The following is a 24,566-nucleotide window of genomic DNA, read 5'->3' on the forward strand; positions in this document are numbered from 1 at the left end:
TTATTGACTATCGCTGCCATCCAAGTTATTATTATAGGGATAAATAAGCAAAGACATGGAACGGGAATAGTAGGCAGTGTGCCCTTCAGAGAGCGGAATTGCAGCGCTGTGAGGTTTCGCAGGATGCAGCTGACCGAAGTCGCCCGGGAGTCGTCCATTTGAGCAGAGATTTGTCTGTCAGAATGGGCCGGTTACAGCCGTTATCTGTCTGAGTGTCGCGAATAAGGGCTTTCTTTCTGCGTGAAGGAATGCTGACAGACCTATTTGCGAAACAAAGGTGGTACCACGAAAGATAAGCCTTTCGTCCTTTGAGACGAAGGGCTTTTTTTATTTTTTTCACTTATTCCGCTCTTAATATGGGAATAATTGCTGGAAAAAGGGATTTCCATTGAAGCCAAAACGCCCCTAAATTATCGGAGGTATGTGTAATGTCAGAAATGAATCAGGAGACGTCCTCGGTAAATATGCCAACGACGTATGATCCGAAATCTGCAGAAGAGAAATGGTACAGCTATTGGAAGGAAGGCAACTTTTTTGAAGCAGGCAAACGGAAGGATGCGGAGACTTTCACGATTGTAATTCCCCCTCCGAATGTCACAGGTATGCTGCATATCGGGCATGCGCTTGATTTTACACTTCAGGACATTATGGTAAGAGCCAAGCGGATGCAGGGTTTTGACGCCCTCTGGCTTCCAGGTTCCGACCATGCGGGAATTGCTACCCAGACGAAAGTGGAGCAAAAGCTTCGCGAACAAGGCGTAACCCGCTATGATCTGGGCCGTGAGAAATTCCTCGAGAAGGTATGGGAGTGGAAAGACCAGTACGCTGAGACCATTCACCAGCAGTGGGCCAAAATGGGCTTTTCCCTGGATTATACCCGTGAACGCTTCACCCTGGATGAAGGACTGTCCAAAGCTGTGCGCGAAGTATTCGTCAAGCTGTACAACAAGGGATTAATCTATCGCGGCAAACGCATTATTAACTGGGATCCAGCTGCGCGGACCGCGCTGTCGGATATCGAGGTTGAGTATAAAGAGGTTAACGGTCATCTGTACCATTTGCAGTATCCTCTGAAGGATGGAAGCGGCCATATTACAGTGGCTACGACACGTCCCGAGACGATGCTGGGGGATACGGCTGTTGCCGTGCATCCGAAGGATGAGCGTTATGCCCATTTAATTGGACAGTCACTGGTGCTCCCTATTGTGGGCAGAGAGATTCCGATTATAGCTGATGAATATGTCGATAAGGAATTCGGAAGTGGTGCTGTTAAGATTACTCCGGCACATGATCCCAACGACTTTGAAGTAGGTCTGAGACATGATCTGCCGCAAATTACGGTTATGGATGAGACGGGTACGATGAACGCGGATGCAGCCAAGTATCAGGGTCTGGACCGCAGCGAATGCCGCAAACAAATCGTACAGGATCTTCAGAATCTAGGAGTGCTTATCCGAATCGAAGACCATGTCCATCAGGTAGGTCACAGTGAACGATCGGGCGCCGTGGTAGAACCTTATCTATCCACCCAATGGTTCGTGAAGATGGGTCCGCTTGCGGAAAAAGCAATTCAGGCGCAAAAATCGGGCACCGGAGTTAACTTTGTGCCGGACCGTTTTGAGAAAATATATCTGCACTGGATTGAAAATGTACGTGACTGGTGTATTTCCCGCCAGCTGTGGTGGGGACATCGGATTCCGGCATGGTATCACGAAACCACCGGTGAAGTCTATGTAGGTGCTGAGGCACCAGAGGGAGAAGAGTGGCGCCAGGATGAGGATGTACTGGATACCTGGTTCAGTTCTGCGCTGTGGCCGTTCTCAACCTTGGGCTGGCCCGATGTGGAGCATGAAGACTACAAGCGGTTCTACCCTACGGACGTGCTGGTAACCGGTTATGATATTATCTATTTCTGGGTAGCCCGGATGATCTTCACCGCCCTTGAATTTACTGACCAGATTCCGTTTAAGGATGTCCTTATCCACGGTCTGGTTCGCGACAGCGAAGGACGTAAGATGTCCAAGTCGCTTGGCAACGGGGTTGATCCGCTAGAAGTTATTGAGAAATATGGCGCGGATGCGATGAGATACATGATCTCAACCAGCAGTACACCTGGTCAGGATCTGCGGTTCCGTTGGGAGAAGGTAGAGCAGGCTCGTAACTTTGCCAACAAGATCTGGAATGCCTCCCGCTTTGCGCTGATGAATTTGGAAGGCGTTAAGTTTGAGGATATCGATATCAGCGGGGATCTGAGTACAGCTGACCGCTGGATTCTGCACCGCTTCAACGAAACAGCACGGGATATTACCCGTCTGATTGATGCGTATGAATTTGGAGAAACGGGACGATTGCTGTACAACTTCATCTGGGATGATCTTTGTGACTGGTATATTGAGTTCGCGAAGCTCACGTTGTATGGGGAGGATGCGGCTGCCAAGAGCAAGACGCAATCCGTACTTGCCTACGTACTTGATCGCACACAGCGGCTGATCCACCCATTCATGCCATTTATTTCCGAAGAAATTTGGCAGCATCTCCCTCATAATGGAGATACCATCACGCTATCCGAGTGGCCTAAATACGACACCGCCCTCGAGGCGCCGGATGCCGTTGAAGAGATGAATCTATTGATTGATGTTATCCGCGCGGTGAGAAACGTTCGTGCCGAGGTTAATGTTCCCATGAGCAAGAAGGTAGAGCTGATCGTGAAGCCAAGTTCCGACAAGGTTAATGATATTATCAGCCGCAACGAGAACTATGTTCGAAGATTCTGCAACACCTCCGATTTCTCGGTATCCATGGCTGCCGAGGCACCGGACAAAGCGATGAGCGCGATTGTAACTGGAGCGGAGCTTTACTTCCCTCTGGCAGGATTGATAGATATCGGACAAGAAATTGCCCGTCTGCAAAAAGAGTTCGAGAACCTCACCAAAGAGGTCGAACGAGTAGAGAAAAAGCTGGGCAACGAGGGCTTTGTTGCCAAGGCCCCTGCCAAAGTAATTGAGGAAGAAAAGGCGAAGATGCAGGACTACTCCGAGAAGCGCGCCAAAGTACTGGCCCGCATCGAGGAACTCAAGGGTTAATCTGGCGGAGCCAGCCGCCGTGCACCAAAAGAGCAGCCGAATCCCGAAGGGAGAGCGCTCCTTGCACGTAGGAACGCAAGCCACATAACAGCAGCAGTCCGCCGCCGCGCTCGAAAGATCAGCGAATCCCGAAGGGAGAGCGCTCCTTGCACGGAGTAACAACAAAATGCTCCATCCAAGGAGCGCCGGACCTAAAGCGTACCCCCGAAGGGGGCGACAAGCGGCTCGCAGCACGCATGATCCAAGTACGGGCAGGAGCACGAGCATCAAGCGTACCCCCGAAGGGGGTGACAAGCGATCCATGCATCACAGTTCATCAGGCGAACAACAACCTCATCCTCCAACGAAATTTTCGGGTGTCCAGAGGGCGGAAGCCCTTGGGGCCCTCCCTATGGGAGGGTTTGGGAGGGATGAATTCAAAGGAGCAGGTTCACTCATGCAGGACGACATTACATCACCGCTGCAGACGTATGCTGAAGCAGTCGATTGGATTAACGGCTTGATTCCTTTTGGCATCCGGCCGGGTCTGGAACGGATAGAAGCGCTTATGGAGCGATTTGATAATCCGCACCGGAAGTTAAAGTTTGTACATGTTGCAGGCACAAATGGCAAAGGCTCTTCCTGTGCTTTTTTGACCAAGACGCTGGTCGTTAGCGGGTACACGGTGGGGACTTTTACATCTCCGTACATCACTAAGTTCACCGATAGATTCCAGTATAACGGGCAGAACATACCGGAAGAGACGCTGCTTGAGCTTGCGAACCGCCTTTATCCGCACGTACAGGAATTGGCATTGGGGGAGCTGGGCTCTCCTACTATGTTCGAGGTGAGTACAGCCCTAGCCATTCTGTATTTTGGCGAAGTCTGTTATCCTGACGTTGTAGTATGGGAGACAGGCCTGGGTGGAAGAATGGATGTTACTAATATTGTTACGCCGATTGTCTCTCTGATCACCAATATCGGCATGGATCATACGGATATTTTGGGAGATACCACTGAGCAGATAGCCCGGGAGAAAGCCGGGATTATTAAGCCGGGTGTGCCTGTAGTCAGCTGCGTCCATCAGCCGGAAGCGGTTGCCGTCCTCCAAGAGACAGCCGCTGCCCGGAAGAGCACGCTCTATCTGCTTGGGGAGCAGTTCGAATATGAGCGTCATGATCTCACATCAACAGAGCAGCATATCACTTTTAGCGGGCCTTTCCGAAGCTTTGAGTTCAGTATATCTATGCTTGGGGAGCATCAATGTCAGAATGCTGCCGGGGTTATGATGGTGCTGGAGGTACTCAGGCAGTATATGGCTTTTGTGCTTGAGGATGAAGATGTGGCGGCCGGATTCAAGGATACGTTCTGGGCAGGCAGAATGGAACGTGTCTCGGATGAACCGCTGATTGTAATTGATGGAGCCCATAACCCGGAAGGGGCGGAGACTCTCGCGAAGAGCATCCAGGAGAATTTTCGTTACAAAAAACTTAATTTGATGATGGGGATGCTTAGCAATAAGCATCATCACGCCTACTTGAAGCATATATTACCAATAGTGGATACGCTTATTCTTACCGAGCCGGATTTTCGCAGAGCTATGGAAGCGCAGAATCTGTATGAGCTGGTACAGCAGCTGCGGGAGACGGCAGCGAAACCGAACTTGGAAGTTATAGTAGAACGTGACTGGAAGGCAGCTCTTGAGCTGCTGGGGTCGCGAACGGAACGGGAAGATCTTGGGGTGGTTTCAGGCACGCTTTATTTGATTTCCGACGTGCGCGCAGCCCTTTTGCATCAAACCGATTCTGAAAAAGGCTGGTGAACATTTTGTCCAATACAACATTAGAACACGTACACTTTATCGGCATCGGCGGCTATGGAATGAGCGCAATCGCCCGCGTCATGCTGGAGATGGGCTATACCGTCACCGGTTCCGACGTGGCCTCCCAGGAGCTGACTGAGAAGCTTGCCGCCAAGGGGGCAAAAATATATATCGGACATATTGCATCGCAGGTGGAGGGCGCAGATCTGGTTGTCTATTCCACAGCCCTCCCTAAGGATAATGTGGAGCGGGTTGAAGCGGAGAAGCAGGGAATTCCCGTCATTCACCGGGCTCAAATGCTGGCTCGTCTTCTGAATGAACGTAAGGGAGTAGCAGTGGCAGGAGCGCACGGGAAGACGACTACCTCCTCTATGATTGCTCTGGTTATGGAAGAATGCGGGACAGACCCGACCTTTATTATTGGCGGAGAGATTATGAATATTGGGACCAACGCCAAAGCAGGACAGGGTGAGTATGTAGTAGCCGAGGCTGACGAGAGCGATGGATCGTTCCTCCAATATCATCCGGCTCTAGGGGTTGTTACTAATATTGAAGCCGATCATCTAGAGAATTATGACGGTAACTTTGATCGATTGAAGGAAGCTTATGTGCAGTTCCTGAATCAGATCAGACCTGATGGCAAGGCGGTGGTAAGCGGGGATGATGAGAATATCCGTGAACTGCTTCAGAACCTCTCGGGTCAAGTGATTACCTATGGTATCCATCAGCAGTGTGATTATATGGCTACGGACATTGTTCTTGGAGACCGAAAGGTAACCTTCACGCTTAACTCACAAGGGGAATCCCTGGGACAAGTTGAATTGTCCGTTCCGGGTCAGCATAATGTCTATAATGCGATGGCTACCATTATCGTCTGCTTGGAGGCCGGTATTCCTTTTCAGGATATCGTAAGAGCAATTGCCTTATTCACTGGGGCCAAAAGGCGTTTCCAGGTTCTTGGCGAAACACGGGATATTCTAATTATTGATGATTATGCCCACCATCCGACAGAGATTGAGGCAACAATTAACGCAGCTAAAGCTACTGGTAAAAGAATTGTCGCGGTGTTCCAGCCGCAGCGCTATACGCGTACCTTCTTCTTGCTCGATGCGTTCAGCCGGGCTTTCTCGGAAGCCGATGAGGTCATTATTACCGATATTTATTCCCCGGCAGGTGAGAAGCAGATTGAAGGGGTACACTCTTCCAAGCTGGTAGAGCTCATCAAGCAGAACAGTAATGCCAATGCTCGTTATCTCCCTACCAAACAAGAGGTCATTGAGGATCTGGAAGGACGGATTCAACCTGGTGATCTAGTCCTGACTATGGGCGCAGGAGATATTTACAAAGTGGGTTATGCTCTGGCGAGTGAGCTGAAATCCGAATAAGATTACACACCGTCAGGGTCTCCTGACGGTTTTTTTGTTGTATACCCCTAACTTCTAACTACTAGCATAACTCTCCTACCCCGAACATATAGCTTATCTATATAGTTGGGACAAGGAGAGTGTGTCGCGTGAATAAGGCAAGAATGACTTTTCGATTTGATGAGCCGGAGACAGAACCATTTGAAGCTGAAGCTAGACCGCAGAACAAGATCGAAGCAGCTCCAGAATATACGGAACATACGGAGTTAATCGAAGAGAAGACTCCTGTATCTGTCCCCCTCGTTATGAATCCTCTGGAGAACTGGGGAGAATCGTTCCTGGGTCATAGCCAACAGGGAGCTGAATACAGGCCTGATATCGGCAATAGTGAATATTTTGACTTGAATACGACGCTGCGTGATGATATCGCCTCCCATGACGAAGTGTATTATATTTCCCCAAAACGTCCTTCACGTTGGAAGCTGGCCGGCTCCATTTCTGCTGCTGTGGTCACGGGAACGTTGTTCGGATTTGTTGTTTTATCCATGTTCAATAAAGACATATCCCTGCCCATTCCAGGAATAACATCGGTACAATCAGGCAGCTCCGTAAGCCCATCGTCTGTATCCGTGCTGGCTCAAGCGGATGATTCCTCTACTCAAAAGGGCAGCATCCCGACGGTTAAGGCTGTGCTGCCGGAACAAGCTTACTACTTTCTCCAATATGGTGTCTTCAGCACCTCCCAAGGGGTGAAGCAGGCACAGGAAGAACTCCAGCAGTCCGGTGTGGCTGCGGCCAGAGATACGCTGGATAACAAACGGGTCTATGCCGGTGTGTCTCCCGAGAGAGAGCAGGCGAAGCTGCTGAGCAGCCAGCTGAAGTCCAGCGGTGTGAATCTGATCCTTCATGAGATTCTTTTTCCGTCCGAGACTGAAATTGAGTACAGCGGTGATATCGGGGTGCTTGATCAGTATCTAGAGGAAAGTGCAGATCTCGTTAAGCTGCTCAGTGTCACTTCAGCCTCTCTCCTGGAGACGAAGGATGCTCAAAAGCAAAGCCAGGCGGAGGTAGCGAATCTGAAGGAGAAGCACCGGGAATGGACGGAGAATGCTTCAGCTGTTAAATCCGGACTGCCAACGGACAGGAAGAAAACCGCCGATGTTATGGAAAAGGCGATGAACACGGCTGTTGAGGCACTTGGCCAATACAATTTAAATGGTTCCAAAACCCATTTATGGGAGGTTCAAACGGCCATGATGGAATACATCCTGCTTCAGAAGGAACTTCTGGGAATCGACAAACTGTAATCTGCCTGCAAATCCGGATGAGGAATGGAAATACTTCCCCATACCGGATTTGTGTTTGTATTGCTGCAGAATTAACCTTATAATAATAAAGTGTCAAAAAATGGCGAGGAATCCGAATCTACAAAAGGAGGATTCATTTTTTTTGGAAAATAATCAATCACGTCAACTTATTCTAGCCTCTACGTCCCCCAGAAGAAGGGAACTGATTGCAGGCTTACATATTCCATTTGAAATTATTCCAAGTCAGGCGGACGAGACAACTCCAGAGGGCTGGACGCCGGAGCGGATCGTGTCTGAACTTGCACATCGCAAGGCAGTTGCGGTCTACCAATCCCTGATTCCAGCAAGAACAGACTCGGTTATTGTCGGCAGTGATACGATAGTTGTACTGGATGGGAGAGTACTTGGGAAGCCTTCTTCCAAAGAAGAGGCGGCCTCCATGGTACGAGCCTTGCAAGGCCGATCTCATCAAGTATTTACAGGCGTATCATGCATCGACGGAGCGACGGGACGTACTTTAACTGATTACCGCGTTACGAAGGTTAATATGAGAGCTTTGTCCGAGGCTGAAATAGCGTCTTACGCCGAGAGCGGGGAAGGGCTGGATAAGGCCGGAGCCTATGCCATTCAAGGGATTGGTGCTACACTTGTCACCGGCATTGAAGGCTGCTATTTCAATGTAGTGGGTCTTCCGCTCTCGCTGTTAAGCGAGATGCTCAAGCAGTTTGACGTATATGTACTTTAGTCCATAACATCTTGGTGCCGCTCACGAATGAAGGAAGAGAGGGAGTTAAGATGGAACCAGCTGCTTACATGCTGCGTGACATCCCCCATGATGAACGACCAAGAGAACGCATGATGCAATATGGGGCTGGTGCGCTCAGCCATGCCGAACTGCTTGCTATAATTTTGAGAACTGGAACACGCCAGGAGTCTGCGCTGCATATGGCCCAGCGAATTCTGAACCGGGCCGGAGGCCTGCGGAATTTGATGGATCTTAGTGTAGAAGAATTAATGCAGACCAGAGGGATCGGAATGGCCAAGGCGATTCAGCTTAAGGCAGGGTTCGAGCTCGGAATCCGGATGTCTTCAGTAAAAAGTCCGGATCGGATTACCATTCGCAGCCCGCGGGATGCCGCCGATTTACTAATGGAACAGCTGCGTTATTTGAAGAAGGAACATTTTGTCTGTATATTTCTGAATACAAAAAATCATATCATAGCTCAAGAGACACTCTCCATGGGCAGCCTGAATGCCTCGATTGTTCATCCGCGCGAAGTCTTCCGTGCAGCCATTAAATGCAGCAGTGCTTCTGTGGTGTGCGCGCATAACCACCCGAGCGGCGATCCTGCTCCGAGCCCGGAAGATATCCAGATTACACAGAGATTGTGTGAAGCGGGGCAGATTGTAGGAATTGATGTCCTCGACCATATCGTCATCGGGGATGGAACCTTCGTTAGTTTGAAGGAGCAAGGTCTCATGTAATATAATAGCTTAGACACATAAGGAAAGGGAGTTACAACATGCTAGGTGGTTTTACGAAAGACTTGGGAATTGACTTGGGAACAGCGAATACACTTGTTTATATCCGTGGAAAAGGAATTATTGTTAGGGAGCCGTCCGTGGTCGCTCTTAATACTGATACAAAAGCCATTGTAGCTGTTGGCGAATCCGCGAAAAAGATGATCGGAAGAACGCCGGGCAACATCCGCGCGATCCGTCCTATGAAAGACGGGGTTATTGCTGATTTTGATACAACAGCAACGATGATTAAATATTTCATTCGTCAAGCCCAGAAGCAGCGTTCGCTGTTTCAACGTCATCCGAATGTAATGGTGTGCGTACCTTCCGGTATCACTGCTGTTGAACAGCGTGCGGTTGAAGACGCGACGAAGCAGGCAGGGGCCCGCGAAGCTTACACCATTGAAGAGCCGTTTGCAGCAGCTATTGGAGCTGATCTTCCGGTATGGGAGCCTACAGGCAGTATGGTTGTCGATATCGGTGGAGGTACAACCGAAGTGGCGGTCATTTCGCTTGGCGGGATTGTCACCAGCCGTTCTGTCCGTGTGGCAGGGGATGAAGCAGACGAATCTATTATTCAATATATCAAACGTCAATATAATTTGATGATCGGTGAGAGAACGGCTGAGCAGCTGAAGATGGATGTGGGCTCTGCCATGCCACTAGATCAAGTGGAGACCATGGAGATTCGGGGACGTGACCTGGTTACAGGGCTGCCTAAGACGATTACCATTACTTCCGATGAGATCTCAGAAGCTTTGGGTGATACGGTGAATGCGATTGTAGATGCCGTAAAGGTAACGCTTGAGAAGTGCCCGCCGGAGCTTGCGGCTGACATTATGGACCGCGGTATCGTACTTACGGGTGGTGGAGCGCTGCTTCGCAATCTGGACAAACTGCTGGCGAATGAGACAGGAATGCCTGTCATTGTTGCTGAGAATCCGCTGGATTGTGTAGCTATCGGAACGGGCCGTGCACTGGATAACATCCATTTGTTCAAATCAAGAAGCAGTTCAGCCATCAAATCTAGAAGATAGTGTGCGATAAAACAGCCCTTGTATTTGGGAGAGAAAAAGTAAGATAAGAGGGTGTTGGAACTGTTTAAGCTGCTAGGAAACAAAAGATTGTTCATATTATTGATTGGACTTATCCTGTTTGTTGCTGTGATGGGATTTACACTCGGACCACGGGCAGGCTTGTCCTGGCCCGAGAAGTTCATCAAGGATACGGTAGGCTTTGTCCAATCCGTATTCTACAAGCCCGCTCGTGCTGTAGCGGGCTTCTTTGAAGATATCAGTAATCTGCGTTCTCTGCAGGAAGAGAACAAAGAGCTGAAGATTATGATGGCTCATTATTCCCGTGAAATGCCCAAGATCAATGCTCTGCAGACTCAGGTAGAGAGTCTCCAAAATGATCTTAAATTTACTGAAGCTCAGAAAAATAGTAACAAATTCGATTTGGCCATTGTCGATGTGGTCAGCGTCAACAACGATCCTGCCAACCGGACTCTAGTCATCAATAGAGGCAGCAATGACAAAATCAGAAAAGGCCTGACCGTAATTTCAGATAAAGGTATGGTCGGGATTGTTAGTGAGGTTAGCAACTTCACTTCCACTGTGAAGCTGCTAACTTCCATGGATTCCAGAGATATAACTTCGCCCGGCATTGCAGCTACCGCAGTTGGGAAGGAGAATACCTCCTTTGGGATTATAGAAGACTTTGACCAGCAGTCAGGTACTTTTCTAATGACCAAAATCAATCAAAATGATCCGCTTGCCAAAGGGGACCAGATCGTAACATCAGGAGCGGGCGGTGCTTTTCCTAAGAATCTGCCAATCGGTACCGTAGTAAGCCGCCAGCCAGGTAACGGATTAACCTCAACGGCAACAATTAAGCCTGCGGCCAGCTTCGAGAACTGGAAGAGTCTATTTGTTGTAATTACTTGGGAGGTACCGAAATAATGGCACGTCGTTATGTGATGACACTGCTGTTGTTTCTCTTATTCATCGTGGAGACTACGATTGTTCCACTTTTGATTCCAGGGGCTTGGCAGACCCGGATCATACCGCATCTTGTCTTTGTCGTTATCCTGTTTGCGGCAGTCTATGATCATAGATATGTTGCGTTAATGCTCGGACTTGCATTTGGTATGCTCCACGACGTAGTGTTTTATGGAATTATGATTGGTACGTATTCCTTTTCCATGGGGTTGTCGGGTTATTTAATGGGGCTGTTGTTCCGGTCCCGCCGGGCTTCTCTCTTGGTTATGATGATTGTTGTAGTCATCGGCAGTCTGCTGATGGATTCGATGATATTCGGCATATATACGATTTTCAAGATTAATAAATTAACTTACACCTATGCGCTTCGTGACTACATTGTTCCCAACATGATTGTACAGCTGATCTTTGCACTGGCCATTTATGTGCCCCTGCGCCGTCAAATCGACAAACTCGTGAAACGGCGTCCCCAGGAGGAGACTGCCTGACTTTCAGACGTCATTTCAGTGACGAAGGAGGAAATGGGAGGCTCATTCACGAATTGATGTAAGGGGAGGGACAGGCTTATGACAGTGAAATCAAACCATGTAACTATAAAAGGCACCAAAGATGGCCTGATATTCCTGCTTGACGATCAGTGTGAATTCTCAGAGCTCCTTGAAGATCTTCGATATAAACTGGAACACAGCCATCAGAATATACTGACCGGGCCCATCATTCATGTGGATGTTAAGGTCGGTTTGAGAGAGATTACAGAGGACCAGAAGAACGAAATTCTGGATACGCTTAAGCAAAAAGGTAATCTCCTTATCCGTTCAATTGATACACCTGCTTTGGATACGGAGAACGCCGATAAGAATCAATTGACAATTCATTCAGGAATGGTCCGTTCGGGACAAGTTTTTCATCACGATGGGAATTTGCTGTTTCTGGGTGATGTGAATCCTGGCGGTACGTTAGAATGTACGGGGGATATTTTTATAATAGGTGCATTGAGGGGAATGGCACACGCCGGAGTTGACGGGAACGAAGAGGCGATTATAGCGGCTTCATTTCTGGCACCAACCCAGCTCAGAATTGCGGAAGTGATCAGCAGACCTCCGGATGAGTGGGAGAACAGAGAGACAAGCATGGAGTTTGCTTATTTGAAGGACGGAGCCATGCAAATTGACAAAATCACGAATATAGTCCGAGTACGGCCGGATTTAAGCTCATTTAAAGGGGTGTAGATTATGGGAGAGGCTATTGTCGTCACTTCGGGGAAAGGCGGCGTCGGCAAGACTACGACGTCAGCAAATATAGGCACGGCACTTGCGCTGCTTGGCAAAAAAGTGTGTCTTGTCGATACGGATATCGGTCTTCGCAACCTGGATGTCGTGATGGGTCTGGAGAATCGAATTATATATGATCTTTGTGATGTAGCTGAGGGGCGCTGCCGCTTGAACCAAGCTCTTGTCAAGGATAAGCGCTTTGATGAGCTGTACATGCTCCCGGCTGCCCAAACCAAAGATAAGAATGCCGTTTCCCCGGAGCAGGTCCGGGATATTATTCTTGAACTGAAGAAAGAGTATGAATATGTGATTATCGATTGTCCGGCGGGAATTGAGCAGGGCTTCAAGAATGCTATTGCCGGAGCCGATCAAGCTATTGTGGTAACTACTCCGGAGCATGCAGCCGTTAGGGATGCGGACCGGATTATTGGACTTTTGGAAAGTTCCCATATTAAGTCCCCTAAGCTGGTGGTTAACCGGATCCGGGTGAATATGGTCAAGTCCGGTGATATGCTTGATATTGAGGGGATTCTGCAGGTACTGAATATCGATCTGATCGGGATAGTTCCCGACGATGAGCTCGTCATTAAAGCCGCAAATTCTGGTGAGCCGACGGTCATGAATCCGGATTCCAAAGCAGCGATTGCTTACCGTAATATTGCCCGCCGTATTCTGGGCGACACGGTGCCCCTGATGCAGCTTGATCAGAAGAAGGGTGCATTTACGCGCTTTAAGAAGTTTTTTGGAATGGGTTGATAGGATAGGTCAAGTAAATCCTGGGTATGCCTCAGGATATGTATAAGGTCTGAATATACCGGAGTATAGAGGGGTCTGCAGCTGTCTGCAGCTTCCCATCTTGCTCCGGTTTTTTGCTGTTTTGAGGTGCTTGTTCATAATTGGCGGCTTCTCCTCATAAGTATGGAACAAGCTATAAATTATTCAAGCAGCAAAGGGGAGTAGCGCTATGGACTTGAAGTCAAGTGTGAACAAGCGCAAAGAAGAGCGGATCAGGGGGATAATAGACGCGCCGCTGGATCACGGACCTAACCGTACAAGCTTCCCTGATCTTCAGGAGCCTGATCCGGAGCTCATATGGAAACAGAACAGGAATAACTATAAATCGTCCTCCTTTTGGAAAATGTTCTTTATGCGTGCCTTGGTTAGCAGCATAATATTCGGAGCGTTATGGGGCATCTATCGCTATCAGCCTGAATGGTCGCTTCCGATCCGTCATTTCGTAGCCAAGGCGCTTACGGAGGAGAGTGATTTTGGAGCCGCACAGGTCTGGTACGAAGAGCATTTTGGCGGAGCGCCTTCCTTCATTCCTATTTTTGGACAAAGTAAGGACAAGGGACAGAAAGTTCAGAGCCAAACTATATTCTCCGCTCCTATAGATGGCACGGTCACTTTGCCGTTTGCTTTGAATTTAAAAGGTATTGAGGTGCTCCCGTCTGCCAAAAGCCTGAGTTCTGGGGAGACGCAGGTGAAAAGCGTGGAGACGGGGCGTGTAACCGAGGTTTCTCAAGACGTGAACACCGGACTGACCGTGCAAATTCAGCATTCGGGAGGTTACTACTCGATATACGGGCATTTAAGCACAGCCAATGTCCAGCAGGGGGACTGGATTGAGGGAGGAGAAGAAATAGGAAGCTTGAGAAGCTCTGAGGCAGGTAAGCCGAAAGCTCTGTATTTTGCTTTGAAAAAGGACGGTCGCTATATGGATCCGTCTGAATTGGTGCCTTTTGATTAGATTGGCAGGTATCCAGTTCTCCGTTCACCCCTTGTTTGTTGTGGTAATGCTTGCCTCGGTCCTCACAGGCCGGTTTCTCGAGCTGATTGCCCTGTTTGGTATTGTCTTCATTCATGAGCTTGGCCATGTGGCCGCTGCAAGATCGTTCGGAATTCCCGTAGTTTCCGTCACCATGCTCCCCTTTGGCGGCAATGCCGTTATGGAGGACACCGGCAACCTTACAGCTGGTAAGGAGATTGTGATCGCGCTTGCGGGTCCTTTTCAAAACCTGATTCTTATCGGAATTACGCTGCTGCTGCATCAGAACGGAGTATGGGAGGGAGCTTTTCCGGGTTATTTTATACAATGCAACATGCTAATTGCCTTGTTCAATTTGCTGCCTATCCTGCCCCTCGATGGCGGGAAGATTAGTCAGGCTTTATGCAGCTTGTCCTTGCCTTATCATTCGACTATTCTTTGGTGCACTCGGGTGAGTGTACTGTTCAGTATGCTGGTTATTATCTACGCCGTGGGTCCTTGGCTTATGGGCGGTGCCCTTCAGCTTAATTTACTGCTGATCGGAAGCTTTCTCCTATACTCCAATATGACCGATTACCGGAATGTTCATTACCGATTTCTCCGTTTCTTAATGAACAGGGACAAATCGTTCTCACAGCACTTGATCCAAGGCAGCCTTGTACAGCCTATAATTGCGGACACCTCGAAACCTTTGGACCGGATCCTGCGTCTATTTAGACGAGAGAAATATCATTTCATCTATGTGATGAACCATGATGGACAGATTATGGCGGTTATACCGGAGCAGAAGATTATTGCTTCCTATTTGACGGGGAGATCCAATCACTGAGCCTGGTTCCATGGTATAATTTGATGACAACAGATCGGCAGAGCGTAGGCAGGGGTGAGTACATGAAGCAGATGATCGTGCGCTGTGAGCCGGGCTCTACACAGATGGCATTGCTCGAACAAGGGAGACTTGTGGAGTTCGCGGTAGAGCGTGCTGAAGAAAGCGGCTTGGTAGGCAGCCTGTTTAAGGGGCGCGTTATTAATGTCATTCCAGGTATGCAGGCAGCCTTTGTGGATATTGGACAGAAAAAGAATGCTTTCCTTTACATTGATGATGTTCTGCATCCTCATTTGGAGAAACAGCCGAAGCTCAAGCCTTCCATTACAGAGCTTCTCAAGGTTGGACAAGAACTTATTGTTCAAGTTGTAAAAGATGCACTAGGCACAAAAGGTGCCAGGGTAACTACCCATTATTCACTGCCTGGACGCTGGATCGTGTATATGCCTATCTCCGGGTATGTGGCCGTATCCAAGCGGATTGAGAGGGAAAGTGAAAGGAATCGCCTCAAACAACTGGGGGAGGAATTTCGCCAGGAAGAAGAGGGCCTGATCATTAGGACTGTAGCGGAGAATGAGGCGGCTTCAGCTATCGAGGAAGATTTGCAGTTGTTACGGGCCGCGTGGAAGGCGATTCTCAGACGAGCTCATGAAGTACAAGCTCCCGCTCTTCTGCATCAGGATTTGAGCATGGTCCAGAGGTTAATGAGAGATGTATACATTCCGCATACCGGGGAACTGATTCTTGATAACAAGAAGCAGGCGGAAGAGGCGGCAGCTTTTCTGGAAGGGATGCTCCAAGGGGAACTCCCGAAAGTGCATGAATATAAGGATGACAAGCCCATCTTTGAAGCTTATGGCATTCAATCTCAGCTTAACAAGGACTTTCAGAGAAAGATTTGGCTGCCGGGTGGCGGGTATCTGATCTGGGACCGCACTGAAGCTCTGACTGTCATTGATGTGAATACGGGCAAGTTCACGGGTACAGATAACCTGGAAGATACCGTCTTTCAGACGAATCTGGAGGCTGCTGCTGAGATAGCGAGACTGCTGCGACTTCGGGATACCGGGGGAATTGTCATTATTGATTTTATCGACATGGAGATTGAAGAGAACCGCAACAGTGTACTTCATATGCTGGAGCTGAAGATGAGACCTGACCGGACACAGCACCATATTCTCGGCTGGACCAAGTTAGGTCTGCTTGAGCTGACCCGTAAGAAAATGCGTGAGGGCAGCGGGGCTCATTTAGATATTTGTAATGCATGTCAAGGAACAGGCAGACTGAAGCGGTAATATAAACTAGAAAGATAGAGTTGATTTTGGTGAGTACCCGTGCTATTATAATTTAGTATGTGTCTTAAGTGAACTCTTCTGCACATGCTGTAACCGCTCCGATCGGGTTAGTAAGAATGCCTTCGGCATCACCTGAATCAGGCGAGTCTGAGAAATGAGGAGGTGCAGATAAATGTACGCAATTATTGAAACAGGTGGCAAACAATACCGTGTTCAAGAAGGAGATGTTCTTTACATCGAGAAATTGAATGCTGGTGACGGCGAGAGTGTTACTTTCGATCGTGTTTTGGCAGTTTCTAAAGGTGACGGCTTGGTAGCAGGAGCTCCACTCGTATCCGGTGCAAGTGTAACAGCGAAAGTTGAGAAACACGGCAAAGGCGAGAAAGTGGTTGTATTCAAATACAAAGCTAAGAAGAACTACCGTAAGAAGCAAGGTCATCGTCAACCATACACGAAAGTGACCATCGAGAAAATCCAAGCGTAAGAAGGTGCGGTAATTGATTATCGTCTCCATATTGCGCCGTAACGGCAGCGCTATTCAAGGATTCAAAGTGGAAGGCCATGCGAATTATGCCAAGGCCGGTGAAGATATTGTATGTGCAGGCGTCTCTGCCGTCACAGTAGGTACAGTCAACTCGATTGAGGAACTTACCGGTATCGTTATGGAATCGGAAATGAAGAACGGCTTTCTGAGCGCAGCTCTCCCGAGTTCCAGCCAGTCTCCTGCATATGATCAGGCTCAGCTTTTGTTATCATCCCTGGTGGTTATGCTGAAGAGTATCGAACAGTCATACGACAAGTATATTAAGATAAAGAATGTCAATATTTAAAGAAGGAGGTAGACAACAATGTTGAAATTGGATCTCCAGTTATTTGCATCCAAGAAGGGTGTAGGTTCCACAAAGAACGGACGCGATAGTGAAGCGAAACGTCTTGGTGTGAAACGTGCTGACGGCCAAACAGTTACAGGTGGTAGCATCCTCGTTCGCCAACGCGGTACGAAGATTCACCCTGGTAACAACGTAGGAATCGGTAAAGACGACACTCTCTTCGCAAAAGTTGATGGTGTAGTGAAATTCGAACGTTGGGGTCGCGATCGCAAAAAAGTGAGCGTCTACCCTGCCCAAGTCGCTCCGGTAGCGGCTGCAGTTGAAGCGTAAGAATTTGATTAAGCCCCCGGCAGTTATGCCGGGGGCTTTTTTGCAGTTAATATCCGACTAGGACGGCGCCAATTCTTTTGTGATATACTGGTTAATGATGTCACCTCCGGAAAAGGAATGGAGAATTATGAAATATCGTAAATCTGCTCCTATAGCAGCTCTTATGTTGGCTTTAGTACCTTTGATCGCGGTATATTTTGCTCATTCTTTCATTTTGCATCTTATAGCTTGCTTATGGTCGTTCCTCATAGGTCTGATCTATTTTCAGTATATGAAGCGTCAGAAGGAGCAAGAGACAAAGAGGCTGCTTGATTCATTTCAGCGAACAGCCACAGCTACACTGGGACATCATCGTCATGACTGGATGAATGATTTGCAAATTCTATACGGTTATATTCAGCTTGGAAAGCATGATAAACTCGTCCACTGTGTGGAAAGAATAAAGGAACGGATGAATAACGAGAGCAGTATATCCAAATTAGGCATTCCGTCGTTGGTATTCTATCTGCAGTCGTTCCGTGAGGTTAACAGGTCTGTACATCTGGATGTTGAAATTGAGGAAGGGCTGCAGCTCAGCGGCCTGCTTGATGCTGGGCAAGCGGAAGAACTGACCGAAGCCATCATGGATACGGTGCGTGCCTTTCAATTTGCAGGACGCTCTTCATGGGGAGAAGTGTTAGAGCTCAGGATGTCTATTTTTACAGAGAATCAAGAAATTGTCGTTATGTTTGAGCAGGATGGGGACTATGGTAACGCTGAAATACTTAGACAGAGAATCGAAGAGACGGTTCAGGGCAAGCGGGTTAGAGCAGAACAGACTGAACCGCTGCAAGCCTCATTTGAACTGCGTATACCATGTTGAACTATATAATGAGGTGAAATTATGTTTGTAGATAAAGCGAAGATATATGTAAAAGGCGGCGATGGTGGAGATGGAATCGTCTCCTTCCGGCGTGAGAAGTATGTACCGAATGGTGGACCTGCTGGTGGGGACGGAGGCCGGGGCGGAGACGTGATTTTCCGGGTCGATGAGGGCCTGCGTACACTGATGGATTTCCGGTACCAACGTCACTTCAAAGCCCAGCGCGGGGAAAAGGGCCGGAATAAGAGCCAGCACGGCGCTGGTGCTGATGATATGATCGTTCGTATACCACCGGGTACGGTGATTATAGATGAAGACACTCAGGAAGTATTAGCAGATTTAACCCGGGATGGTCAGCAGGTCGTTGTAGCTCGTGGTGGACGTGGAGGCCGCGGGAATATTCGCTTCGCTACACCGAACAATCCGGCTCCTGAACTTGCCGAGAACGGTGAAGAAGGCCAGGAAAGATACATTATTCTTGAACTCAAAGTGATGGCGGACGTAGGTCTGGTGGGATTTCCTAGTGTAGGTAAGTCAACTTTACTGTCCGTGGTCTCTGCGGCGAAACCGAAGATAGGCGCATATCATTTTACAACGATAACCCCGAATTTGGGTGTAGTGGATGTAGGCGAGGGAAGAAGCTTTGTCATGGCCGACTTGCCTGGTCTAATTGAAGGTGCACATGAGGGTGTGGGTCTCGGACACGAGTTCCTGCGGCATGTCGAACGTACGCGCGTTATTATACATGTAGTGGATATGGCTGGTTCCGAAGGGCGTGATCCGTTCGAGGATTGGCAGAAAATCAATGAAGAATTGAAGCTGTACAATGTGGATTTGGAGAATCGTCCCCAAATCGTAGCGGCGAACAAGATGGACATGCCTGAGGCTGCGGAGCACCTGGAGTCCTTCCGGGCCAAAGTTGCCGAGGTTCGTCCGGATCTTGAGATTCTCCCGATTTCTTCTCTGACAAGAGAAGGGGTTCAGGAACTTCTGTACCGGGCGGCAGACTTGCTGGATTCGATTCCAGAGGCACCGGCAATTGAAGAGGTAACCGAAGTGAATGAACGCAAAATTTACAAGCTCGACAAGAAAGAAGATGAAAGCTTTGTCATCAAGCGTGAGAATGAGGCCTTTGTGGTGGAAAGTCCTGCGATTGAGCGAATGATGAAGCGGATGCAGCTGAACAGCCATGAGGCTATTCTCAAGCTTGCCAGAACGATGCGCCACATGGGCATCGATGATGAACTGCGTAAGCGGGGAGCTGAGGATGGTACCATCGTCCGAATTGGAGATTTCGAATTCGAGTTTGTAGAAGGCAGCAGTTACTACTATTAATACTTGCCGTCTGTTGTCTTAAGTTCTAGGACAGCAGACGGCACTTTTATTAGAATCAGACTAAAATCTATTGCCCGAAGAAAAGGTTTCCTATATAATGTCCACTATAGGTGAACAACAGTCTTTTTAAGGAGGACGTTTGTGAAAGAACGTTATTTCTTGGTTCGGGAGGACATTCTTCCAGAAGCCGTAGTCAAGACCCTGCAGGTGAAGCAGCTCTTGGCAGGTGGTGAAGTGAAGACCGTGCATGAGGCTGTGGAGCAGGTGGGGATCAGCCGAAGTGCTTTTTACAAATATAAGGATGGTATCCATGTACTTAATCATCTGGAGAGAGAGCGGATTGCGACGATCTCATTTGATTTGGAGCATCGTTCCGGCAGATTGTCGGAAGTGCTTGCCCTGATTGCCGGTTTTGGCGGCAATGTACTTACCATTAACCAAAGTATCCCGCTTCAGGGAAGAGCAAATGTCGTTATTTCGGTAGAAACCTCACGTCTGACTGAGGAGCTTGATGAATTAACGGTAACTCTCCAGGGAACTCCCGGAGTAAGCCGTGTTCATGTCATCGGTCAAGGTTAGATTGAGACCATAATAATTCGTTAGGAACTAGGAGGAGATGCGGGTGAAACCTGTTAAAGTTGGATTGTTGGGGCTGGGTACTGTAGGAACGGGTGTGGTCCGTATTGTTGAAGGACATCAGGAGGATTTGAGCAGTCAGGTGGGGTCACCAATAGTAATCGAGAAGGTGGCTGTTAGAAGTATGGATAAGGCGAGAAATATCGCCATTGATTCCAGCAAACTGACTGATAACCCGCTTGATGTCATTCGTGATCCAGAAATTGATGTCATTGTTGAGGTCATGGGCGGGATTGACGGAACGAAGGAATATATTCTTGAGGCACTTGAACGCGGCAAACATATCGTAACAGCTAACAAGGATCTTATGGCGCTGCATGGCTCTGAGATTTTGGCAAAAGCACAGGAAAAGCAGTGTGATGTGTTCTATGAAGCCAGTGTGGCTGGCGGGATTCCAATTATCCGTACCCTTATTGAAGGCTTCTCGTCGGACCGTATTATGAAGATCATGGGAATAGTGAATGGGACAACCAACTTTATTTTGACGAAAATGAGCCAGGAAGGTGCTTCTTATGAGGATGTTCTCAAGGAAGCGCAGGAGCTGGGTTATGCGGAATCCGATCCCACTTCCGACGTGGAAGGCTTGGACGCGGCACGCAAAATGGCTATTCTCGGAACGCTGGGCTTCCGGACTAATGTTGAACTCAGTGACGTTAGCGTTCGTGGGATATCAAGTGTATCCAAGGAAGATATCCAGTATGCCAAACAGCTCGGTTACGAGATGAAGCTTCTAGGTATTGCAGATAGACAGGATGATCAGTTCAGCATTAGTGTACAGCCTACCATGGTTAAGAAATCACATCCGATTGCTTCCGTTAATGGAGTATTCAATGCCGTATACGTGTATGGTGAGGCTGTTGGGGAGACGATGTTCTATGGTGCGGGTGCGGGTGAAATGCCGACGGCTACTTCCGTAGTTGCCGATCTGGTTGCAGTAGTCAAGAACCTGAAGCTGGGTGTTAATGGGCTGAAAGCGATTGTTCCTTACAAACCAAAGAAGCTGAAGAGCGATGAGGAAATCTCTTATAAGAACTTTTTACTTTTGCATGTTGAGGATAAAGCAGGGGTGCTTGCTCAAATTACTCAAGTCTTTGCCGAGTATGACGTCAGCCTAGAATCGGTAGTTCAATCCCCGAATGAGCATACGGATGCGGAAATCATGATTGTAACTCATGACGCAAGCCAAGCGAGCATGAATAAAGTGCTCCAGCATTTTGAATCCCTGGATGTTATCCGCCGAATCAAAAGTGTATATCGTGTTGAAGGATAATTTTTATTACAAAGGGGTTTAGGCATGAGTTCTTCGCAATCAAATAGGGTTAGGGTGAGAATTCCGGCCAGTACTGCGAATTTGGGACCGGGATTTGACACTTTAGGTATGGCATTATCGTTATATGCATGGATTGAGATGAAAGCTGTTGACCAGACTGCATTCCATCTCTATGGAGATGAGATGAAGGGGATTCCAGTAGACAAGAGCAACCTGATTTATCAAGTTGCTCAGTCGGTTTTTGCGGAAGCCGGTGTTTCGGTTCCTGAACTTGAAATTTCCATGTATTCGGAGATTCCTCTGACAAGGGGACTTGGAAGCAGCGCCTCGGCAATTGTAGGTGCGCTTGTCGCAGCCAATGAATTGATCGGAGCTCCATTAACTTCGTCTAAGCTGTTTGATATGGCGACTGCTCTGGAGAAGCACCCCGATAATGTGGGGGCATCTTTGTTTGGGGGGATTATCGCAGCTTCTTGGGATGGCGAACATGCCGATTATATTAGAATTGAACCCTCCTCGAACTTGGGAGTCCTGGTAGCAATTCCTGATTTTCAGTTGTCTACGTCTAAAGCCAGGGATGTGCTGCCACAGCAAGTATCCTTAACCGACGCGGTATATAATATCAGCAGATCGTCCCTGCTAACCGCGGCTTTTGCTGCAGATCGACTTGATCTCATCTCTGCTGCTATGAAAGATCGAGTTCACCAGCCCTACCGTGCCTCGCTGATTCCGGGAATGTCCAGAATTCTGGATGAGGCATCTAACCACGGGGCTCTTGGAGCAGCCTTAAGTGGAGCCGGGCCTACGCTGCTTGCACTTATTGACAAGCGTGAAGGAACAGGACAAGGGTTAGAGGAATTCCTTCTGGGAGTTCTGAATGAACATGGAATCACCGCTAGAACACTATGGCTTGAGCCAAGCCGTGAGGGTGTAATCCGCATAGATGAAGTTACAGACCCGCGCTCTTTCTTGGATATCGTTAAAGGGGATTGAAGCAAATGAAAAGAATTGCCTTATTGCCTGATGGTACAGTATCACATGAAGCAGCCCTTCACTTATTTGGTGATGAAGCTGTAGAGTTGGCGCATTACAAACAAATTTCAGATGTGTTCTTATCGACAGCTAACGGGAACACGGACTATAGTGTGATTCCTATTGAGAATACTATAGAAGGCTCAGTTTCCCTTCATATGGACTGGCTTGTACATGAAGTTGACATTCCTATGCAGGCAGAATGGGTGTATCCTTCCATACAGAATTTGATTGGAAGAAAACGGGAGCTATTGTCTCCGGATGGAAAGCTGGATCTTTCAAAAGTAACCAAAGTCATTTCCCACCCTGTCGCTATGGCTCAATGTCAGCAGTTCATTCGCTCACATATGCCTCAGGCAGAGCTTGAGAATGCCCCAAGTACTTCAGAGGCGATAGAGATCGTTAAGAACAATCCGGACAAGGGCTGGCTTGCTATTGGAACTATTCTCGGTGCTAAGAGGCATGGCCTTGATGTCCTTGTTGAAAAAGTAACCGATCACGACAACAACTATACCCGGTTCGTGTTGATTGGGCCTGCTAAGCTTGGCGAACTGAAGCCTTCTGGAGAAGATAAGACCAGTATCCTGGTTACTCTGCCTTCTGACTTTCCCGGCGCGCTTCATCAGGTGCTTTCAGCCTTTTCATGGCGGAAATTGAACTTGTCACGAATTGAGTCCAGACCCACCAAGAAGAAGCTTGGGAATTATTATTTCTATATTGATGTACTCCACAACTTGGATTCTGTGCTTCTTCCCGCGGCTATAGCCGAGATTGAGGCACTGGGCTGCCAGGTTCGGATTCTTGGTTCTTATTTAAGCTACTCTTATGAGCCCAAAATGACGGAGGTGTAGAACTGATGGCAGAGCAATGGATATACCTTGATGGAGAATTTGTTACCAAAGAGGGAGCGAAAGTCTCGGTATTTGATCACGGTTTTTTGTATGGGGACGGTATTTTTGAAGGAATCCGTATCTATAACGGTAATATTTTTAAATGCAAAGAGCACTTAGATCGTCTATACGATTCCGCCAAATCCATACAATTGAATATCCCATTGTCTTATCATGAAATGGAAGCAGCCCTTGTAGAGACTCTTCGCCGCAATGAACTGCGCGATGGCTATATTCGGCTCGTGGTATCCCGTGGAGTGGGGAATTTGGGTCTAGACCCTAATCGTTGTCCCAAAGCTTCCGTTATCATCATTGCTGAACAGCTGGCAATTTATTCAGAAGAAGCCTACAAGACAGGCCTCAAGACGGTATCTGTATCAACACGGCGTAATATTCCTGATGCTCTTAACCCTAAGATCAAATCACTGAATTATTTGAACAATATTTTGGTGAAGATCCAATCTAACCTGGCTGGAGCTGGCGAAGCGATCATGATGAATGCACAGGGCTATGTGACTGAGGGCTCAGGCGATAATATTTTTATTGTAAAAAGAGGAGTTATCACTACCCCGCCTTGTTACCTCGGCGCGCTTGAAGGTATTACGCGTCAGGCAATCATTGAGATCTGCGAACGGATTGGATATAAGCTAAAGGAAGAGCCTTTCACACTTCATGATGTATATATAGCTGACGAGGTGTTCCTCACAGGAACGGCTGCTGAAGTTATTGCGGTCCGCGAAGTCGATGGCCGTATTATCGGTGAAGGCCAAGCAGGGCCGATAACTCTTCGTCTGCTTGATGAATTTAGAAGTATTGTCGATCAGGACGGGCTTAAAGTTTGGGAGTAACCTTGCGATCAATATAGTTGAAGTGGAGTTCCTTTCTATCCTTAGTAGGGTAGAGAGGAATTTTTTTATTTTCCTGGATGTCAAAACCCGGGCTCCTGCATAGGATGTATTAAATGGGCAACGGGCGAATATCACGGCCCTAAGAAGAATTTTAGGAGGTCTTTGTCGCGTGAAACTACACATCGTGCAACAGGGAGATACACTGTATAACTTATCCAACAAGTATGCCGTGCCGCTGCAAAAGCTTTTGGATGCCAATCCGCAGATTACTAATCCGGATCAATTAAATGTCGGTGA

Annotated in this window: 25 protein-coding genes and 2 other annotated features (1 of these 27 running past the window's edge); all 25 genes read left to right on the forward strand. The window is 48.1% G+C overall.

Annotated features, from left to right (window positions below; all coding sequences use genetic code 11):
* Window positions 1-47: 47 nt before the first annotated feature.
* Window positions 48-312: a binding site (T-box leader), on the forward strand.
* A 125-nt stretch (window positions 313-437) separates the two neighbouring features.
* Complete coding sequence (locus ACEN86_RS05875; protein WP_495634228.1) at window positions 438-3,083, forward strand: valine--tRNA ligase; 2,646 nt, start codon at window positions 438-440, stop codon at window positions 3,081-3,083.
* Window positions 3,084-3,519: 436 nt separating this feature from the next.
* Window positions 3,520-4,884 (forward strand): bifunctional folylpolyglutamate synthase/dihydrofolate synthase, encoded by a 1,365-nt coding sequence (locus ACEN86_RS05880; RefSeq protein ID WP_495633402.1) that lies wholly within the window; start codon window positions 3,520-3,522, stop codon window positions 4,882-4,884.
* A 5-nt stretch (window positions 4,885-4,889) separates the two neighbouring features.
* Window positions 4,890-6,269, forward strand: a complete 1,380-nt coding sequence (gene murC / locus ACEN86_RS05885; RefSeq protein WP_495633403.1) for a UDP-N-acetylmuramate--L-alanine ligase — start codon at window positions 4,890-4,892, stop codon at window positions 6,267-6,269.
* A gap of 128 nt (window positions 6,270-6,397) precedes the next feature.
* Window positions 6,398-7,555, forward strand: coding sequence for an SPOR domain-containing protein (locus tag ACEN86_RS05890; protein WP_495633404.1), 1,158 nt, complete (start codon window positions 6,398-6,400; stop codon window positions 7,553-7,555).
* A 142-nt stretch (window positions 7,556-7,697) separates the two neighbouring features.
* Complete coding sequence (locus ACEN86_RS05895) at window positions 7,698-8,300, forward strand: Maf family protein (RefSeq protein ID WP_495633405.1); 603 nt, start codon at window positions 7,698-7,700, stop codon at window positions 8,298-8,300.
* A 50-nt stretch (window positions 8,301-8,350) separates the two neighbouring features.
* Complete coding sequence (gene radC / locus ACEN86_RS05900) at window positions 8,351-9,040, forward strand: RadC family protein (protein ID WP_495633406.1); 690 nt, start codon at window positions 8,351-8,353, stop codon at window positions 9,038-9,040.
* Between the two features lie 38 nt (window positions 9,041-9,078).
* Window positions 9,079-10,113, forward strand: a complete 1,035-nt coding sequence (locus ACEN86_RS05905; RefSeq protein WP_127201008.1) for a rod shape-determining protein — start codon at window positions 9,079-9,081, stop codon at window positions 10,111-10,113.
* A gap of 51 nt (window positions 10,114-10,164) precedes the next feature.
* A complete protein-coding gene (gene mreC / locus ACEN86_RS05910; RefSeq protein WP_495633407.1) occupies window positions 10,165-11,037 on the forward strand; it encodes a rod shape-determining protein MreC in 873 nt (290 codons plus the stop codon).
* Window positions 11,037-11,564, forward strand: coding sequence for a rod shape-determining protein MreD (gene mreD, locus ACEN86_RS05915; protein ID WP_495633408.1), 528 nt, complete (start codon window positions 11,037-11,039; stop codon window positions 11,562-11,564). Before mreC ends, mreD begins: the two co-directional genes overlap by 1 nt.
* Window positions 11,565-11,642: 78 nt before the next feature.
* On the forward strand, window positions 11,643-12,305 hold the full coding sequence (gene minC / locus ACEN86_RS05920) for a septum site-determining protein MinC (protein WP_495633409.1): 663 nt from the start codon (window positions 11,643-11,645) through the stop codon (window positions 12,303-12,305).
* A 3-nt stretch (window positions 12,306-12,308) separates the two neighbouring features.
* On the forward strand, window positions 12,309-13,103 hold the full coding sequence (gene minD / locus ACEN86_RS05925) for a septum site-determining protein MinD (protein ID WP_495633410.1): 795 nt from the start codon (window positions 12,309-12,311) through the stop codon (window positions 13,101-13,103).
* Window positions 13,104-13,311: 208 nt separating this feature from the next.
* Window positions 13,312-14,097, forward strand: coding sequence for a peptidoglycan DD-metalloendopeptidase family protein (locus ACEN86_RS05930; RefSeq protein ID WP_495633411.1), 786 nt, complete (start codon window positions 13,312-13,314; stop codon window positions 14,095-14,097).
* On the forward strand, window positions 14,090-14,944 hold the full coding sequence (locus tag ACEN86_RS05935) for a M50 family metallopeptidase (protein ID WP_495633412.1): 855 nt from the start codon (window positions 14,090-14,092) through the stop codon (window positions 14,942-14,944). The genes ACEN86_RS05930 and ACEN86_RS05935 overlap by 8 nt, the downstream gene beginning before the upstream one ends.
* Before the next feature lie 62 nt (window positions 14,945-15,006).
* Complete coding sequence (locus ACEN86_RS05940) at window positions 15,007-16,236, forward strand: Rne/Rng family ribonuclease (RefSeq protein ID WP_495633413.1); 1,230 nt, start codon at window positions 15,007-15,009, stop codon at window positions 16,234-16,236.
* 81 nt (window positions 16,237-16,317) lie between these two features.
* Window positions 16,318-16,395: a sequence feature (ribosomal protein L21 leader region), on the forward strand.
* 13 nt (window positions 16,396-16,408) lie between these two features.
* On the forward strand, window positions 16,409-16,720 hold the full coding sequence (rplU, locus tag ACEN86_RS05945) for a 50S ribosomal protein L21 (RefSeq protein ID WP_127201016.1): 312 nt from the start codon (window positions 16,409-16,411) through the stop codon (window positions 16,718-16,720).
* A 13-nt stretch (window positions 16,721-16,733) separates the two neighbouring features.
* The gene (locus tag ACEN86_RS05950; RefSeq protein WP_495633414.1) at window positions 16,734-17,066 is read left to right on the forward strand and encodes a ribosomal-processing cysteine protease Prp; all 333 of its coding nucleotides are present in this window, start codon (window positions 16,734-16,736) and stop codon (window positions 17,064-17,066) included.
* A gap of 18 nt (window positions 17,067-17,084) precedes the next feature.
* Window positions 17,085-17,396, forward strand: coding sequence for a 50S ribosomal protein L27 (rpmA, locus tag ACEN86_RS05955; protein WP_127201018.1), 312 nt, complete (start codon window positions 17,085-17,087; stop codon window positions 17,394-17,396).
* 127 nt (window positions 17,397-17,523) lie between these two features.
* Window positions 17,524-18,258, forward strand: coding sequence for a Spo0B domain-containing protein (locus ACEN86_RS05960; RefSeq protein WP_495633415.1), 735 nt, complete (start codon window positions 17,524-17,526; stop codon window positions 18,256-18,258).
* Between the two features lie 21 nt (window positions 18,259-18,279).
* A complete protein-coding gene (obgE, locus tag ACEN86_RS05965) occupies window positions 18,280-19,593 on the forward strand; it encodes a GTPase ObgE (RefSeq protein WP_495633416.1) in 1,314 nt (437 codons plus the stop codon).
* Window positions 19,594-19,734: 141 nt separating this feature from the next.
* A complete protein-coding gene (locus tag ACEN86_RS05970) occupies window positions 19,735-20,172 on the forward strand; it encodes an ACT domain-containing protein (protein WP_495633417.1) in 438 nt (145 codons plus the stop codon).
* A gap of 43 nt (window positions 20,173-20,215) precedes the next feature.
* The gene (locus ACEN86_RS05975; RefSeq protein WP_495633418.1) at window positions 20,216-21,499 is read left to right on the forward strand and encodes a homoserine dehydrogenase; all 1,284 of its coding nucleotides are present in this window, start codon (window positions 20,216-20,218) and stop codon (window positions 21,497-21,499) included.
* Between the two features lie 24 nt (window positions 21,500-21,523).
* Window positions 21,524-22,492: a homoserine kinase gene (gene thrB, locus ACEN86_RS05980; protein WP_495633419.1), complete on the forward strand. Its 969-nt coding sequence runs from the start codon at window positions 21,524-21,526 to the stop codon at window positions 22,490-22,492.
* 5 nt (window positions 22,493-22,497) lie between these two features.
* On the forward strand, window positions 22,498-23,382 hold the full coding sequence (pheA, locus tag ACEN86_RS05985; protein ID WP_495633420.1) for a prephenate dehydratase: 885 nt from the start codon (window positions 22,498-22,500) through the stop codon (window positions 23,380-23,382).
* A gap of 5 nt (window positions 23,383-23,387) precedes the next feature.
* Window positions 23,388-24,269 (forward strand): branched-chain-amino-acid transaminase, encoded by an 882-nt coding sequence (ilvE, locus tag ACEN86_RS05990; RefSeq protein ID WP_495633421.1) that lies wholly within the window; start codon window positions 23,388-23,390, stop codon window positions 24,267-24,269.
* Window positions 24,270-24,438: 169 nt separating this feature from the next.
* On the forward strand, window positions 24,439-24,566 hold the 5' portion of the coding sequence (locus tag ACEN86_RS05995) for a LysM peptidoglycan-binding domain-containing protein (RefSeq protein WP_495633422.1). Its footprint extends 1,435 nt past the window's final position; the window shows 128 of its 1,563 coding nt (coding positions 1-128); the start codon lies at window positions 24,439-24,441; the stop codon falls past the right edge of the window.

This window comes from Paenibacillus sp. Paensp111 (assembly GCF_059492195.1).